Annotated in this window: 17 protein-coding genes and 1 riboswitch; of the genes, 9 read left to right on the plus strand and 8 right to left on the minus strand. The window is 43.0% G+C overall.

What is annotated here, in order from left to right; translation table 11 throughout:
• Positions 1–529: 529 nt before the first annotated feature.
• Entirely contained in the window at positions 530–1,054 is a 525-nt protein-coding gene (locus tag ACTRWI_RS05130; protein ID WP_499129741.1) for a DUF3087 family protein, read from the minus strand.
• Between the two features lie 256 nt (positions 1,055–1,310).
• Here ACTRWI_RS05130 and trmY point away from each other — a divergent pair, with 256 nt between their 5' ends.
• Entirely contained in the window at positions 1,311–1,910 is a 600-nt protein-coding gene (gene trmY / locus ACTRWI_RS05135; protein ID WP_499129742.1) for a tRNA (pseudouridine(54)-N(1))-methyltransferase TrmY, read from the plus strand.
• Between the two features lie 526 nt (positions 1,911–2,436).
• Here the strand turns inward: trmY and ACTRWI_RS05140 are convergent.
• Positions 2,437–3,384, minus strand: a complete 948-nt coding sequence (locus ACTRWI_RS05140) for a permease (protein ID WP_499129743.1) — start codon at positions 3,382–3,384, stop codon at positions 2,437–2,439.
• A gap of 381 nt (positions 3,385–3,765) precedes the next feature.
• Between ACTRWI_RS05140 and ACTRWI_RS05145 the strand changes: the two genes are divergently transcribed.
• A complete protein-coding gene (locus ACTRWI_RS05145) occupies positions 3,766–4,062 on the plus strand; it encodes an ArsR/SmtB family transcription factor (protein WP_499129744.1) in 297 nt (98 codons plus the stop codon).
• Positions 4,063–4,394: 332 nt separating this feature from the next.
• On the plus strand, positions 4,395–4,658 hold the full coding sequence (locus tag ACTRWI_RS05150; protein WP_499129745.1) for a hypothetical protein: 264 nt from the start codon (positions 4,395–4,397) through the stop codon (positions 4,656–4,658).
• Between the two features lie 94 nt (positions 4,659–4,752).
• On the opposite strand, the gene ACTRWI_RS05155 is transcribed toward ACTRWI_RS05150, so the two are convergent.
• A complete protein-coding gene (locus tag ACTRWI_RS05155; protein ID WP_102424879.1) occupies positions 4,753–5,367 on the minus strand; it encodes a DUF6198 family protein in 615 nt (204 codons plus the stop codon).
• Positions 5,368–5,828: 461 nt separating this feature from the next.
• Entirely contained in the window at positions 5,829–5,963 is a 135-nt protein-coding gene (locus tag ACTRWI_RS05160) for a hypothetical protein (RefSeq protein WP_499129746.1), read from the minus strand.
• Between the two features lie 29 nt (positions 5,964–5,992).
• Here ACTRWI_RS05160 and ACTRWI_RS05165 point away from each other — a divergent pair, with 29 nt between their 5' ends.
• From ACTRWI_RS05165 to ACTRWI_RS05175, 3 genes are all read left to right on the plus strand, one after another.
• Positions 5,993–7,204 (plus strand): MFS transporter, encoded by a 1,212-nt coding sequence (locus ACTRWI_RS05165; RefSeq protein ID WP_499129747.1) that lies wholly within the window; start codon positions 5,993–5,995, stop codon positions 7,202–7,204.
• Positions 7,205–7,592: 388 nt separating this feature from the next.
• The gene (locus ACTRWI_RS05170; RefSeq protein WP_499129802.1) at positions 7,593–8,153 is read left to right on the plus strand and encodes a sulfite exporter TauE/SafE family protein; all 561 of its coding nucleotides are present in this window, start codon (positions 7,593–7,595) and stop codon (positions 8,151–8,153) included.
• A 57-nt stretch (positions 8,154–8,210) separates the two neighbouring features.
• A complete protein-coding gene (locus tag ACTRWI_RS05175) occupies positions 8,211–8,573 on the plus strand; it encodes an MmcQ/YjbR family DNA-binding protein (RefSeq protein ID WP_499129748.1) in 363 nt (120 codons plus the stop codon).
• A 119-nt stretch (positions 8,574–8,692) separates the two neighbouring features.
• On the opposite strand, the gene ACTRWI_RS05180 is transcribed toward ACTRWI_RS05175, so the two are convergent.
• Positions 8,693–9,301, minus strand: a complete 609-nt coding sequence (locus ACTRWI_RS05180; RefSeq protein WP_499129749.1) for a phosphatase PAP2 family protein — start codon at positions 9,299–9,301, stop codon at positions 8,693–8,695.
• A gap of 506 nt (positions 9,302–9,807) precedes the next feature.
• Positions 9,808–9,958, plus strand: a riboswitch (FMN riboswitch).
• 179 nt (positions 9,959–10,137) lie between these two features.
• On the opposite strand from ACTRWI_RS05180, the gene ribB reads away from it, so the two are divergent.
• Positions 10,138–10,794 carry a 3,4-dihydroxy-2-butanone-4-phosphate synthase gene (gene ribB, locus ACTRWI_RS05185; RefSeq protein WP_063521737.1) on the plus strand — a complete coding sequence of 219 codons (657 nt, stop codon included), beginning with the start codon at positions 10,138–10,140 and terminating at the stop codon, positions 10,792–10,794.
• A 353-nt stretch (positions 10,795–11,147) separates the two neighbouring features.
• Positions 11,148–12,011, plus strand: coding sequence for a hypothetical protein (locus tag ACTRWI_RS05190; protein WP_499129750.1), 864 nt, complete (start codon positions 11,148–11,150; stop codon positions 12,009–12,011).
• Positions 12,012–12,411: 400 nt separating this feature from the next.
• Here ACTRWI_RS05190 and ACTRWI_RS05195 read toward each other — a convergent pair whose 3' ends face one another.
• A complete protein-coding gene (locus tag ACTRWI_RS05195; protein WP_499129751.1) occupies positions 12,412–13,065 on the minus strand; it encodes a cupin domain-containing protein in 654 nt (217 codons plus the stop codon).
• Between the two features lie 150 nt (positions 13,066–13,215).
• Entirely contained in the window at positions 13,216–13,983 is a 768-nt protein-coding gene (locus ACTRWI_RS05200) for an SDR family NAD(P)-dependent oxidoreductase (RefSeq protein WP_499129752.1), read from the minus strand.
• A gap of 105 nt (positions 13,984–14,088) precedes the next feature.
• On the opposite strand from ACTRWI_RS05200, the gene ACTRWI_RS05205 reads away from it, so the two are divergent.
• Positions 14,089–14,493 carry a winged helix-turn-helix transcriptional regulator gene (locus tag ACTRWI_RS05205; protein ID WP_499129753.1) on the plus strand — a complete coding sequence of 135 codons (405 nt, stop codon included), beginning with the start codon at positions 14,089–14,091 and terminating at the stop codon, positions 14,491–14,493.
• Here ACTRWI_RS05205 and ACTRWI_RS05210 read toward each other — a convergent pair.
• Positions 14,490–15,395 (minus strand): LysR family transcriptional regulator, encoded by a 906-nt coding sequence (locus tag ACTRWI_RS05210; protein WP_499129754.1) that lies wholly within the window; start codon positions 15,393–15,395, stop codon positions 14,490–14,492. The genes ACTRWI_RS05205 and ACTRWI_RS05210 overlap by 4 nt on opposite strands.
• Positions 15,396–15,611: the final 216 nt, after the last annotated feature.

Raw genomic sequence — 15,611 nt, forward strand, 5'->3', positions numbered from 1 at the left:
TGAATACTGATTACACTCCCCATTTGTTTTAGCAAAAAGCTTACGAATGGTGACTGTGAATTGACTGTGCTCTTATTGGTTTTCACTTTAAAAAGTAAAATCAAACAGCTCAAGGCTGTACCAATTCGAATTGGTCACTCAGTTCATTGAAATCAATGTGATTCCTAAGAATCAATTTGATACTCATCAACGAGTGCCCACACATATTGATAGGTTTAAATTGTTAAAGAGCTTTGCTTATCGAAACTTTCTTTTTACAAAGAAACCCTTGAAAGCGGACGTGAATTCTAGCGATTTAATCTTAAGTGTCAAACACTTTTTAAAAATTAATTTCTTCGAACTTTCCGTCTTACTGACTACTGCTGAAGCCTTGTGGCGTCTGCCGTGTCAGTGAGCCGGCATTATAGAGATCATCGAAAACATGGCAACCCCTTTTTTGATAAAAATTTAAAAAACTTGTTTAAGTGTTTACTTTTACGTCAAAAGGCTCTTTCATCGCTCAAATCTCATACAATAATAGGTATATTCCTCAAAACTTTGTGATTAAATCTCTCGAAAAGGATTCTATATCTAACTCTATACCCCATTTTTTACTCAACTCTACGATGTTATCTAGAGAGTGTTTCACCGTCGTTATGGTCAATGTGTTGTTATCTAGGTCGTATACTTGTTTTTGTGTGGTGTAATAGAAGTACAGAATGACCAACGCATCTTGGTCACCTTGCTCAGCCTTCGGTTGAATTCGTTTTAGCTTTCTATAGATTTGATTGTGGATTTGTTTAAGGTTCCACACGTACACCGCTTCCTTGAAGTATTCATGTCCCTTTACCCGACTCGCAATAAAAGTATTTAGCGCTACAGACAAGATCACTCCAAGCGCGTTTAAATGGAAATTGCCCGTTGATTCACCAGCAATTGAATTTGTTGTGCCAAATAAGTCAATCAGTATGGTGCCGAATACGATAGCAAACACTGCAAGTGATCCAACTAAACCAACCAACAACAGGTTCATCTTCTTTCTATATTCTTCTTTATCTATTTTCTGTAACTTCATCGACTACTTCCTTCTGCAAGCCAACTAATAATTTGCGCATACTATTTATGTAAACAATCGGTCGCTTCAACCTTTACCATCTTGTAATGTGGTCATTCTCTATTTAATACGTTGAGTTCTTGAAGTTAGCGCTATAAGCAACTCTATTTGACTTCATTAATAGAAAAGAGTTACATACCGCCACAATTTTGGTTATTCATCAATTCATGTTGCTAAAGCTCGTTTCGCTTTATCACATACTGACAAGGTACATTCTATGCGTTCATTTGTATTACGCGCTCGCGCAGCCCCTACGGAGAGTAAACTTATCTTAGAAGGCGTTGGACAAGATGCTCATACTGAGATTCTGGCTCATACTTTGATGAACACGATCTTCGTTGCCCAGTCTCACCGCGAGAATGTCACCGTACACCTTGTATTAGAAAGTACTAAAGACTTTTCACGTACAATTACATTCGATTCTAATGAGATCACTAATATTGGTGGTTTCCATGAGTCGGCGTTGTTGTCAGCGGTAGTAAGAGCGGTTGACGCTTCTCAAGGTATGACTAAAGAACAGACGCGTCAGGTTGAACCGGGCATCACTGTTCGCACTATGAGTTTTGAAAAGCTGGTTAAAGAACTGGCTGAAGACCACCAGCTGTACATGATGGATAAAAAAGGTGACTTTATCCGTGATGCAGAGGTTGCTGAAAACCCATGTTTCCTTTTGACTGATCACATCCCTATGCCAAAGAAAAGCTACAACAGCTTAAAGCGCCTAGGAACAGAGAAAATCAGCTTAGGCCCAAACATGCTATTCGCTTCTCAGTGTGTTGTGTTAATCAACAACGAATTGGATATCCGCGGTTTCTAAACTCAATAAGACGAAATCCAATTAACAAAGCCCGGTTGTTTGCCGGGCTTTTAGTTTTTCCGATGTATATAACACCTTCATTTAATGTGTCGCAAGCTCGCCCCTCACATGAGATCTCGCATCAACGTCTCGTATTGCTCCGATGCTAAGACGACTAGATGATTGAGTTCTTTCGCATCGTCTTCAGCTAACACAATTGTAATAAAATGCACGGCATAACCTACACCGCAAAGAATCGACTGTTTTGACAAGCAAAGACCGAATCGGACAGCAAAGAGAGCATCGCTTGGGTATTCTAATGTATCGTTTTCAATTCCCCGGTATTACTAACAATTACGGGGATGCAATTAATCGACACCACTGCAATGTGTTAACAACTAATGCTTTCGCGACATAAGGCACCTCATCTGCACTGCCTAACTCTGTTTGATATTGCGCTGTTGCTTTCCTTTAAAAACCCAAAAGAGCTCAACAATGTGAGCTCTTTTTATTGGCTATATTTTTGTATCAATGGTGTTATCTAAGATTAACCAAAGGTGAAAGTGTATAGGTAACCTGCACCAATCGCCATACTGAGAATTACGAATAGGAAGGCCGCAATCATCTGATTTTTGAAGATAGACTTAAGCAGAATAACTTCTGTCAAGCTTGCGCCGGCACTACCAATGATTAATGCCATTACTGAACCTAAAACCATACCTTTTTGTACTAATGCAGCACTTAGTGGAATCACAGCTTCAGCACGAATGTACAGTGGAATACCAATTACAGCTGCGATTGGAATCGCGTACCACTTACCTTCACCTGCATATTCAGCAATTAAGTCAGTTGGAATGAAGCCATAGATGAATGAACCAATTGCGATACCCATCATCAAGTAAGGGAATACTTGTTTTAAGTCTTTCCAAGTTGAGAACCAGATTCTTACCCAGCGGCTAGGTTCTTTCTTCTCAACCACTGTCGCTGTACCCTCAGCCGAGCAGCATGATACTTCTACTTTCGGTTCTTCTTTCTTCGTTCCACAGCATGCGCTCTCTTTTACCATTACTGGTGCAGGTTCACCACATGCACTTGTACCACATGAAGATTTCGCTTTTGCTGGTTCTGCTTTCTTAGGAACAGAGTCACCACAACTACTACCGCAGCTTGAAGATGAACCTGTTGATTCATACGCTTCTGCTTTTACGTAACGCTCAAAGCCTAGTTTTTCCAGTGTGTAACCTGCTACTACGGATACCGTCATTGCGACTAAGAAGTAGAACGTTGCCACTTGCCAGCCAAAGGTAATCACGAACAAACCAATGATCACTGGGTTCAATAGTGGACTACCAAATAGGAACACCATCATTGGACCAAAACCCGCTCGTGCACGCAGCAAACCTTTTAGGAAAGGAATCGTCGAACATGAACAGAAAGGCGTAATCGCACCGAGTAGTGCAGCAATCACATAGCCCTTACCGTTACGTGAGCTCAAGATAGATTGAATCTTCTAGGGCGCAAGGAACTCTTAAAGAATCCCAACGATGTAACTGATCGCCAAGAAAAGGATGATGAGTTCTGCTGCTAAGAAAACGAACATATCCAGTGCGTCTTTTAGCATTGTTAACATTTCATTGCTCATGATTAACTCCAAATAGGATTGAAGGTCGAACTCTATGAGGAAAGTGCCGGACCTTTAATTTCGAACATTCTCGAATTATAGAAATAAAAAGTTGTAGATCAAGTATTATTTCGATAGAAATCGAATTAAAATCACAATCGAGCATACTTTCAATAACTTACGTATTCACTGTTTTTAGATTTGAATTTGACCTTTATTTCGATTATTATCGAAATTAAATATTGAGGAGTTAATATGAACTTAGAAGTCGTAGCAAAAGCACTTAAAGAGCTAGGCCACCCAATTCGCCTTAGTATCTATAAGAGTGTTGTAAAAGCTGGCTACCAAGGCATTGCGGTTGGCGGCCTACAAGAAGAACTCGGTATCCCCGGTTCTACTTTGTCTCACCACATATCAAGCCTTGCATCAGCAGGCCTCATCAGCCAAAGACGTGAAGGCAGGACTCTCTTTTGTGTTGCAGAGTATGAATGTCTAGAAGGGGTTATTGGTTTCTTACAAGACGAGTGTTGCGTAAATGAAAAATGCAAATAGCACATCTTTAAACCTTGAGCTGGTGTGGGCTGAGTATCAGTAGACATTAAAAGCATTCCTCCACTCTAAAGTCAGTAATACCGTCGATGTTGAAGATTTGCTGCAAGAGATCTTAATTAAGACTTTTCAGAACCTGCACAAAGTTCAAGATTCAAGATTCAAGATTCAAGATTCAAGATTCAAGCAGTGTTAAGTCGTGGCTATTTCAATTAGCCAATAACACAATTATCGACTTCTACCGGAAACATGCTCGCCAACAACGTGATAGCAAAATTGATGCGGACGATTTGTGATTTGCAGATTTAGACCGCAACGAAGAGTTCAAACAGAAGTTGTCTTTATGCATTGACCCCTTCATCCAAGCGTTGCCTGAGCAGAGTGCCTCGCTATTGCTTGCCGTTGATATCAAGGGTCAGAGCCAGAAAGCGCCAGCAGAAGAACAAAACGTCAGTTATTCGATCATTAAATCTCGCGTTCAGAAAAGCCGTGGCGATCTTAAGAATCTATTTGAACAGTGCTACAACTTGCCGCTAGACAAACAAGGTAATGCGATTGATTGCGAGCTCCAACCGGTATCCGGTTGTGGCAACTGCTAAGCGTTAAATGACTATTTTCATAGAACAAAGCCAGCTATTGATGCTGGCTTTGTTGTTTTCTATTGCTTGTAATATAGGCTTAGACGCAAGTTCGCTAAGCCGCTTCCGCTTTGACAACCGGTTGGTAGCGCCCAGGTTTATGATTCATCGCGAGAATCAGGTTGGTGACTACTGCACCCAATACAGACAAGAGTATTAGTGGTGCATCAACGATAAACAGTGAAAGCACCACAATGGTACAGTCCAATGCCATCTGAACCTTGCCTGCTCGAATCCCAAAACGTTCTTGTAAGAACAACGCCAGAATATTAAAACCACCCAAGCTCATCTTGTGACGGAAAATCACCAACATACCAGTGCCAATTAATCCGCCGCCAAGTAATGCTGCATACAGTGCATGAATCTCGGCGATCTGAATCACGTGATATAAGTGATCCACTGCGAACGAAACTATCGAAACTGCAATAAAAGTATTGATTGTGAAACGCCACCCCATACGAGCGACGGATAAAATATAGAAAGGTAAGTTTAATGCGAAGAACACTTGGCCAAAGCTTAAGTCTGTTACTTTGGTGATGAAGATTGCTAGACCAGCGGTGCCTCCGGTTAGCAAGCCGACTTGATTGAAAAAAATAACGCCAAGTGAAACCAGTGCGCTACCTAAGATCAGTGCCAGCAAGTTTTCGCGAAAGTTATGATCTTTATCCATGTGAATGACTCTCCCTGAATCTTTTAACATCGCGTTTCAGTCATGTTGAAACGATTTACGCCCAAATTTACGATGTTTAACAGATAAGTCGAGCGAGCGGACAATCTTATACGGTAATTAGTTTGTATATTAGTTTTTACATTTTTGTGAAATATCTCGTTAAAGCATATAGTTATAGACACGATACTAAGTATCCATATTGAATTTCTGGCTTCTCCCTTGGAATCGGTGAGTACCGAGTTTTCCCATTTTCTAGTCACATTTCGTTCTCAGAGCAACAATGTATAAATATATGCATGAAACGCATAGAGTAAATCACAAATAGTCACTTGATACATACCCTACCCATCATTATGATGCGCGACTTCTTACAACATCGAGCGCACGTAAACACCTTATGTTTTCACAATCTCTTTTTGCTCAACTTGCCAGAATGACGTTATTCCTCGTCATTAGTTTGGTTATTGTGCATCACAGTCAGCCACTGATTGATCTTTTGGCTCAGCACGCCGTGAGTAGTGGATGCCACCAGCAATCAGGACACGAGCATCACCATCATATGACTGAACATAACATATCTGCGCAAGAACACTCACATCACCACCATTAATTTAAGAGTATTAGAATGAGCATTTTCCGTTTTCCTTTACTGGTATGGCTTGGGATCGGCACACTTATTATCAGTCTAGGGATCAGACAATCGTTCGGCATTTTCATGATGCCAATTTCAGAGCATTTCGGCACCGGTCGTGAGTTTTTCAGCTTCGCTATTGCTCTACAAAACCTATTGTTCGGTGTGTTCCAACCTTTTGTTGGCATGGCTGCAGACAAATGGGGAGCAAGGCGCATCATTTTTGCTGGCGCATGTGCTTACGGTTTGGGTTTACTTCTTACCTCAATTTCTACCGAATCGAGCATGCTTTACGTTTCGCTAGGCGCACTGGTTGGCCTTGGACTAAGTGCAACAAGCTATGTGATCGTATTAGGTGCAGTAGCGAAAGTAGTACCGGCAGAACATGCCGCTAAAGCATTTGGTTTAACTACGGCTGCAGGTTCATTTGGTATGTTTGCTGTGATTCCAGGCGCGCAATACATGTTGAACGAATTTGATTGGCAGAGTGCGATGCAAGTGTTTGCTGTGCTGTGCTGCGTGATGATCTCATTTGCTCTTTTCATGCGAGCGCCAAAAGCCGCAACGAGTAAACAAACGCGAGTGGAAGACAATCAAACATTGAAAGAAGCGCTGTCAGAAGCCTTTTCTCACAAAGGTTACTGGTTAATTCATGCAGGCTTCTTCGTGTGTGGCTTCCACGTGATGTTTATTGCAACGCATTTACCAAGTTATCTAGCTGACAAAAACTTACCAGCGAGCAGCGCAGCAATGGCACTGGCTTACGTCGGTATCTTCAACATCTTCGGTTCTTATTTCTGGGGGGTGATGGGCGACAAGTGCAGCAAGCGTCATGTGATGTCCGCACTTTACTTAGTTCGAACTGTGGTTATCGGTGCGTTTGTGACTCTGCCAGTAACAGAATCGACCGCAGCGATCTTCGGTGCTGCAATTGGCTTCTGTTGGCTTGGTACGGTTCCACTGACTTCAGGTTTAGTTCGTCAGATCTTTGGAGCTCGTTACCTATCGACTCTGTACGGTTTGGTGTTCTTCACTCACCAAGTAGGTAGCTTCTTAGGTGCTTGGGTTGGCGGTCGTATTTACGATTATTACGGATCTTACGAACCAATCTGGTGGTCGACGGTGGTATTGGCATTTGCCGCAGCGCTTATCCATTTACCAATCAATGACAAACCAATTGAGCGTCTGAAATTGGCAATGGCTTAACTTTTAATACTGACTCCACCAATCAGTAACAGCGATAAGCAATCCAATGAGAGAGTGGTTATTGAATGGACTAGTTCCTGAGATATCCGCTCTCTTTTTTATTGGACGCAAAAACTGCATATGTAACTAACGAAACTTGCATAAACCTCACTGAACATTAAGACTATTTCTACCGTTTTAATTTATAGTATCCATTCGCTCCTTTAAAACTTACTCGTAGGCCTATGGAATACCTAAATCAAACTGCCCTTATCGCAATGGCACTCATTTTTGTTGGTTCGTTTGTACAGACCGCTATCGGCTTTGGCTTGGCTGTTGTCGCCGCCCCATTGCTATTTTTGGTCCGCCAGACTATGTCCCTGCGCCTATCTGCCTCATTGCCCTATTTATCTCAATATTTAATGCGTTAAAACACCGCGCAAACATCTCTATTGGCGGACTCAAAGTCGCACTGCTAGGCCGAATCCCTGGCTCATTGGCAGGAGGAGCTTTGTTGGTAATGGTGTCAACGAGCGTATTGTCACTGTGGCTAGGTTTACTGGTAGTGTTTGCTGTGATTGTAAGCCTACTACCATTTAGGTTGGAGCCAACCCCCGCTAAGATGGGGGTTGCAGGATTTTTCTCAGGGTTCTTTGGGACAAGTTCGGGTATTGGGGGACCGCCGATGGCGTTACTGCTTCAACACCAAGATGCTAACCAGCTTCGTGGCAACCTTTCTGCTTTCTTTGTGTTTAGCTCAATCATCTCATTAGTCGTGCAGATCCCGATAGGCTTCTTTACGCTCCACCATTTGATCATCACAATACCTTTGTTGCCCGCTGCTTGGTTAGGCTACAAAGTGGCTATGATGACCACTCAAACGATTTCGAAAGAGAAGATACGCATCGCTTCTTTACTGCTATGTTCTATCAGTGGCTTGACGGCTATTTGGCAAGGCTTAGCTGGCTAACTTCAAGCGGCATCCTAAATAAACACCACCAGCACCGAACTATTGAGAAGGCGCTCTATGACATACGATGAATTCAATGCATTTTGCGAGTCACAAGCTGCTACTAGCTATGTCATGCAATGGAACAATTCCCACGTTTGGAAAGTGGGTGGTAAAGTTTTTGCGATTGGAGGTTGGGGACCGAACGACGAGCCTACATTTATCTTTAAGGCATCTGATCAGAATTTCGATTTTCTCAAAGAAGAGCCTGGGTATAAACCCGCCCCCTACTTTGCTTCGCGTGGAATGAGGTGGATTCAGCTGTTTGAGAGCACACCAGAAAGGGATGACGAGTTAAGATACTACCTCACGGAGTCTCACCGAATCGTCTCTTTGGGACTAACCAAAAAGAAACAAGCAGAACTCGGGCTCAATCAATAGCCAGAGATTCCGCTTGTTAAGCGAAAGCCAAATTGCTTTTGGGGAACTAACTTGTTTTCAAGAAATTATTTGCTTTTAAAAACTTAGTTGCTTTAAACAAAGAAGCTCTTCTTGAATGGTTAAGCTGTTCTGAGGAACTTAGGCAACAAAGGTTCTATTTTTTGCGTTGGCACCAGTGGTACTAATAGGTAAGTTAAGCCCGCAAAAGCGATAGATGCCGCTAAGTCTTCAGGACGATGCATACCAAGCCAAACGCGGCTATACGCTACACCACCAGCCCAAGCTAGCATGCCGCCTACAAGGTAAAAACGCTTCGCTTCTAAGAACAACCCTCCAAAGAATGCTAAGCAAACACCCACGAAAATCATGTGTCCAGACGGGAATGAATAGTCTGTTTCGCCAAGCCAATGACGTGTTCGCCATTCGCTGACCTTATCTTCTACTGACTTAATTGCCACGTTCTTTTCTTCTAGTGGCAGTTCATAAAACAACTCCGGCATATCAACCACTTCTTGGATAACTAAGTACTCAGTATATGGACGTGGACTCTCCGTTGATGATTTAAGAAATGTCTTCGCAGCAAAACTTAACACCAATAAAACACCGAGCTGCAAACAAAGGCTCACTAACTTTGCTTTTGAGAACTTTAATGTCAGCACCAATAAAGAGAGAACCGCGAGTGTGATTAGGAACCCTTGATTACCCGCTGAATAAGTCACGAATGTCATCACAGCACCATAAAAAGGCAATACGGCACTCCCAAGGTCGAAATGAGATCCAAAGATCAAAAAGGGAGCGAGAGAATACAAGCTTAAAACGAGAAGCAATAAGCCTTTGGATTTGTAAGAGAACAGAGATGTCATGGCTAAGATCTTTTGGATAAAGTGGTCGGATGCTATCGCAGCTTAGCACCGCCAATATCAATTTTTTGTAAAAACGCTTAGTAAGACGTCGTAGCGCAATAAACTTCGTTTATTCGAGTCGCTTTATTATTGGTTACGTGAAACACCGCACCGCAACCCATCAGCAGCAACACCCTTATTTCACATTCCAATAGCAAATGACGGGAACCAAGCTAGCCCGTAATAAAGCACCCTGCCTGCGTTCTGCTGATAAAGTGAACACTTACCGATTTAAAAGCGATGAATCTAAAAAACTTTGCTGTGAGTCCTTTAAATCCAGTATTGAAAGGATTAACATCTGGTCTGCTTTCATAGCAAAACAAATTATTAATTTTTATTCTCAGGGCGGGGCGAAATTCCCCACCGGCGGTATGTCCTTAGCAAAATCTAAAGATAAGCCCGCGAGCGCTCGATTCGTCGAGGTCAGCAGATCTGGTGAGATGCCAGAGCCGACGGTTATAGTCCGGATGAGAGAGAATGGAAACACACTCGTTTAAGTTGGAAAGGCGTATCTGTTTATTGGGCTCATGCCTCCAACTTAGGCGTGTGCATTTCGTTTTGGATAAAACCATGATGAACTGACTTGTAATGAGTTGGCTTTGTTGTGTTCGTTGAGATCCCTCATACAGCCCTGATTCTGGTGATATTTTAGGAGTTTAACCATGAATCAGTCTTCACTACTTGCCGAATTTGGCGAACCAATCACTCGCGTTGAAAACGCACTGCAAGCTCTGCGCGAAGGTCGTGGCGTACTTTTACTTGACGATGAAGATCGTGAGAACGAAGGCGACATCATCTACTCAGTAGAACACCTAACTAATGCTCAAATGGCACTTATGATCCGTGAATGCAGCGGCATCGTGTGTCTTTGTCTAACTGATGATCAAGCTAACCAACTTGACCTTCCACCTATGGTTGTTGATAACAACAGCGCAAACCAAACTGCGTTTACTGTGACTATTGAAGCAAAAGTTGGCGTTACGACAGGTGTTTCTGCCGCTGACCGTGTTACTACGATCAAAACAGCTGCAAACCCGACAGCGAAACCTACTGACCTTGCTCGCCCTGGTCACGTATTCCCATTACGCGCTCGCAAAGGTGGCGTACTTGCTCGCCGCGGTCACACAGAAGGTACTGTGGACCTAATGCAAATGGCAGGTCTTCAACCAGCAGGTGTATTGTGTGAAGTCACCAACCCAGATGGCACAATGGCAAAAGCGCCAGAGATCGTTGCTTTCGGTAAACTACACAACATGCCAGTACTGACCATCGAAGATATGGTGATGTACCGCAACGAGTTCGACCTGAAGCTTGCATAAGGCTTAGTGCTTAATGGCTCGCTTTGTAAGTCATTGAGCGCCGGATAAATATCGAAAGGCCTCATTCTTTAATGCTGTTTCTAGTGAACGGAATTAAAGGGTGAGGCCTTTTCAATTTCCTTATGGCGACAAAGTTCAGCTCTGAAATCCAACATACGTTCCACTTTCGATGGATTACCTCTCAAAAAAACCTGCAAAATATGAGAAACATTCACTCGAATGGTGAAGTCATGCACCAATTTTGATCATTCAAAACCGCAGATAACCATAACCCATTGAAATATATAAACTATCAATTCTGGCACAGCATCTGCACTACCACTAAATAGGTATTCAGATATTGGGAGTTGAATATGTTTGTCGTTATTTCAGTGGGTTTATCCATAGCAGTGCTTGCCACTCTGTTCTATTTCTCCATAAAAAGACAGACAGCGCTATCGCACAGGTTTGAGACCTTAGTTCTACTCAGAGAGCTGCTGTTACTGTCACGAAAACACCGTGCAGCCACGCATTACGCTCTGGCTTGTAAATTATCTAGTAACTCAATTCGCAGAGTAGATGAGATATACGACAACATACTTGAAGTGTCTGAGCTGCTTCAATCGCACGTCTCATTTGATAGCCGACCTATGTATCGCATCTACCACCTCAAGCTCACCGCCATGCACAGTGATTGGCAAAACCGAAGCTTAGTTCGCAACCAATCGATTCACGGTAAAACCATTCGCCACTGCATGTTCTTAATGGATGAGGTGATGATCGTATGGTTAATTCAATCTGAGCGTGAAGACATGAGCCGTGAGTATCATATGAACTGGCAGCAAATCTTAGATTGTATGGATGTTCTCACCAAACTTCGTTTATGTATCCCAGAAATTACAGTTACTGATAGCGAAAAACCGGAAGAATATTTGAGATTTAAGTTCTACGCGTCTCAGATGCATCGAAAGCTTAACCAACTATCGATAATTTGCCCTATCAGCACTGGCTCACCCATTTTTTCGCGAGCAATGCAATCGCTCGCGAAGATCTCTTCGAGCAGTGAACTAATTCAGCCTGCAGATAGCATGTATGAACTAACCAGTGATATATCCCGTGCAGTTTCGCAAGTCTATGATCAGGTGCTGTCTGAAATAGCCAAAAGTTTGTATCAGCCTTTACCAGACATCAATGGAAATAAATTAAATACTCGATTATCCGAACATGGATATGTATAACGACTTCGTGAGAGGAGAGCGTGCTAGAACTCTAGATTATTGAGTTCAAATCCGATATCACCATTAATATCGGATTTTTGTATTTATGGACTTTTAAACTTCTATTTCTTTATAACATTGCCTATAAAGTTTCAAACATCTCCAGACTTGATATCGCAAGACCAAGCTTCTCCTGAAAAATCAATGAACTGGCAAACAACCGGCAGCTGATAGATGCGAGATACAGCGATTACGCTATCGCGATGATTGATGAACTCGAAGCCGGTAAGTTCCCACGCCAACGCATTGGAGTCGCATACTAATGCTCAAATGTGCACCGAGTAAGCTCAATAAGCACTAGAGTCTAAAAAGCCGCTGACTGTTGGTAAGCGGCTTTATGTTTCGCTTGTCGAGATAATCATCATATCAGTGGCAAGTGACCCGTTTTCACTAAAATGACCGTCTCTTCTTCCACATAAGGGAAATGCTCACTCATGTGAGGGCTGCGCATCCAAGTATGCTTCGGGTACACACCATGTTCATCTTTAAAGGTGCCCGACAACACAAAGATCTCTTCACCACCAAAGTGACGGTGTGGCTGAAAGCGCTCACCGGCAGGCCACTTCACTAAAGCGACATGTTCATGCTCAAACTCATGCAGTGGCAACACCTGTAACCCGCCAATTCCCGGTAGCCATTCCGTTTCTAGTGTGTTGATTCGAACTTGAGTTAAATCTCTGTCATCAAACTGGTTTAGCTTAACTAAGATCGTGCACCCCTCTTTGCTCGATGGAGAGTACGCACTGCCAGGAGGGTTACGAATATAAGTACCAGCTGGGAAGTCGCCAGTTTCATCTGAGAACACACCATCTAATACGAAGATCTCCTCACCTTGCGGATACGGATGCTCAGAAAACGAAGATTTAGGATCGTATTTCACCACGCTAGTCGTGTGACCCGATTCTTTCTCTTCTCTTTCTAGAGGCTTACGCCACACTCCTTTGGCCGGGCTTGTATCCCAATCTAGTTTCTCGGTTTCGATAACCAGTCTCTTTGAAAAGTCCATGTTGAACATTATGACGACCTTACTCTAAGTATGGTTTAAATTATTATTGTGTTACTGATGTCTATTCTTCGCGAGTAATGAGCGATGGGGAGGCTTTGCTGTTAGCTGCTAATCGTTAATTGCTGACAAAGCATTCCCCATATTAAAAGCTCGGCTTGATTAATTACGGCCCGCGATCACACCACCATCAACATCCCAGATTGCACCCGTTACCCAATCGGCACCGTCAGACAATAGGAAAGAGATGCTGTTTGCGATGTCTTTCGGTTGACCCACTCGACCAATAGGATGAAAATCATTGAAGCCTTCTAGCGCTTGGTCGATTTCTTCTGGCTTAATGAATGATTCGTAGATCGGCGTTTTAACGACAGCTGGAGAAACCGCATTAACACGAATATTGTGGTTCGCAAGCTCCATCGCCATGTGCTGCGTTAAAGCGTGTAGACCTGCCTTTGCCATTGAATACGCAGAAGATGGCGTCGCTTTAATAGCTTGTTTCGCCCACATAGAGCCTACATTCACCACGTTACCGCCACCGTTTTTGATCATCAACTTGCTAACAGCTTGAGTGATGAAGAAAGTCGCTTTATTGAGCTGCATGTATTGCTCATAATCCGACTCTTGATGCTCGACAAACGCTTTAGGGTTAAAGTAGCCGGCCGCATTAACAAGGTAACCAATACCCTCTTCAATAGACTCTAAATACGCTATAAGATTCGCTACACTCGCATCATCATAAAGATTAGCTTGCCATCCCGTCGCGTGGCCTAACGACTGAAGTTCTGATACTGCTTTATCTAACTTGGTTGGGTTATTGCCGACAACCAACACATGGATATTTTGAGCGACTAACTGCTTCGCTGTTTCAAAGCCCATACCACTTGTGCCACCGATTACGACTGCAATACCCTTTTTAGTGAAGTTCATTTTGTTATCTCCTAAGTTATGTGAACGTGGTAATCTTAGGCTTTGAAATAACACTATGAATAGTAAGTACAAATCGGTTAGGTAGGTACTTATTGGTACATCTTTATGAAAAATCAGGAAAACTTTTTTTCAAGAAAATCAGCACCAGAGCGTTCAGCTCGCATGGTAGAGACCATCTACGGCTGTAAATGGTCGCTCACGGTTTACCAACTGCTGGCAAATGGCATCAATCGTCCCGGTGAAATGGTCCGCACGGTCGAAGGGTTATCGACCAAGGTCTTAAATGAGTGTTTAAAGCGAAATGTAGAGTTCGGGATTCTAGATAAGCAAATGTTCAACGAACTGCCACCAAGAGTTGAGTACCAGGTCACTCCATTTGGTGAGAAGTTCTTACTGATTCTGGATCAGCTAGAAAGCCTACAAAACGAAATTGACGAAATGCAAGTTCAAGCCAGCCCAACTGTTGTCAAAAACGGAAGACAAAAGAAGGAAGACGGCAGACATACTTAGCTCACTGGCATTTGTTCAAAGTGACTTTTCACAAAATCAATAAAGGTTCTAATACGGCTTGGTTGATAGCGGTCTCGGTGGTAGATCGCTGAAAAGTCCACTTTAGGTACCACCCAGTCATCAAACACCTGCACTAATTGCCCATCGTTCAGTTCTTGTAAACAATAGATAGTCGGTACACGAATAATCCCGTTACCCGACTTCGCGCCTTGTACTAGCACTCGACCATTTTTGCATTGCAACCTTCCAGTCACATGTACATCGAGCGTTTTCTTGGTGTCATCGAGCGCTTGAAAACTCCATTTACGCACCGAACCGGTTAAGCAGTCATGATGGATCAACTCTTTAGGGTGATTAGGCTTTCCTTTACGAGCAAAATATTCAGGGCTCGCGAGCGTTCCCATCTCTATATCCAATAACTTCCTTGCAATAAAGCCCGCGTCTTCAAGGCTTCCCATACGAAAAGCGATATCGAAAGCGTCTTCAATCAAGTCGACTCGGTTACTACTGAAATCCAGGCTTATGCTGATATCGGGATAGAGCTGCATGAACTCATTGACCAGATCCGCAATAATCACCTCCCCCAAATAACCACCGACACAGTTGACTTTGATGTCACCGCGTACTTCTTCGACATCGTCGACGGCAGCAATCAGCGCTTGGTCTATATTATCTAGAGCTTGTTCACATCTCGTGTACAGATCTTGCCCTGCATGGGTCAGCCTCAGGGTTCGAGTGGTGCGAATAAACAATGTCACGCCCATCTGCTTTTCTAGGCTACTCACCTGACGTGATACATGGGAACGTGACACATCGAGCTCCTCAGCGGCTTTAGTAAAGTTACCCAATCGAGCAATAAGCACGAAGGAACGAATATCAGACAGGTTAATTTGATTGAGCATAGCCGCCAACTTACTTGTGAAATTAAAAGAGATGAAGCAATAAGGTGAACACCCTCATTGTTGCACCACAGCAACAGTGTTTCAAGTAAGGCACTATATATCAACAATTCTATTTTCCTTAATATACCTCAATCGCAACGAAGCAAGGCAACAAGCACTTGATTCAAATGCACTTAAACAATACGTCGTAGCCAACCGACACAATAAAAGTACAGA

Source organism: Pseudoalteromonas sp. G5_S1_14_S5 (assembly GCF_054968605.1).

Coding starts and splice junctions, on each gene's coding strand:
- ACTRWI_RS05155 (WP_102424879.1), bottom strand. CDS start 5,367: ATGGATAAAGATCATAACTTTCGCGAAAACTTGCTGGCACTGATCTTA.
- ACTRWI_RS05190 (WP_499129750.1), top strand. CDS start 11,148: ATGTTTGTCGTTATTTCAGTGGGTTTATCCATAGCAGTGCTTGCCACT.
- ACTRWI_RS05145 (WP_499129744.1), top strand. CDS start 3,766: ATGAACTTAGAAGTCGTAGCAAAAGCACTTAAAGAGCTAGGCCACCCA.
- ACTRWI_RS05130 (WP_499129741.1), bottom strand. CDS start 1,054: ATGAAGTTACAGAAAATAGATAAAGAAGAATATAGAAAGAAGATGAAC.
- trmY (WP_499129742.1), top strand. CDS start 1,311: ATGCGTTCATTTGTATTACGCGCTCGCGCAGCCCCTACGGAGAGTAAA.
- ACTRWI_RS05180 (WP_499129749.1), bottom strand. CDS start 9,301: ATGACATTCGTGACTTATTCAGCGGGTAATCAAGGGTTCCTAATCACA.
- ACTRWI_RS05210 (WP_499129754.1), bottom strand. CDS start 15,395: ATGCTCAATCAAATTAACCTGTCTGATATTCGTTCCTTCGTGCTTATT.
- ACTRWI_RS05175 (WP_499129748.1), top strand. CDS start 8,211: ATGACATACGATGAATTCAATGCATTTTGCGAGTCACAAGCTGCTACT.
- ACTRWI_RS05195 (WP_499129751.1), bottom strand. CDS start 13,065: ATGTTCAACATGGACTTTTCAAAGAGACTGGTTATCGAAACCGAGAAA.
- ribB (WP_063521737.1), top strand. CDS start 10,138: ATGAATCAGTCTTCACTACTTGCCGAATTTGGCGAACCAATCACTCGC.
- ACTRWI_RS05165 (WP_499129747.1), top strand. CDS start 5,993: ATGAGCATTTTCCGTTTTCCTTTACTGGTATGGCTTGGGATCGGCACA.
- ACTRWI_RS05200 (WP_499129752.1), bottom strand. CDS start 13,983: ATGAACTTCACTAAAAAGGGTATTGCAGTCGTAATCGGTGGCACAAGT.
- ACTRWI_RS05205 (WP_499129753.1), top strand. CDS start 14,089: ATGAAAAATCAGGAAAACTTTTTTTCAAGAAAATCAGCACCAGAGCGT.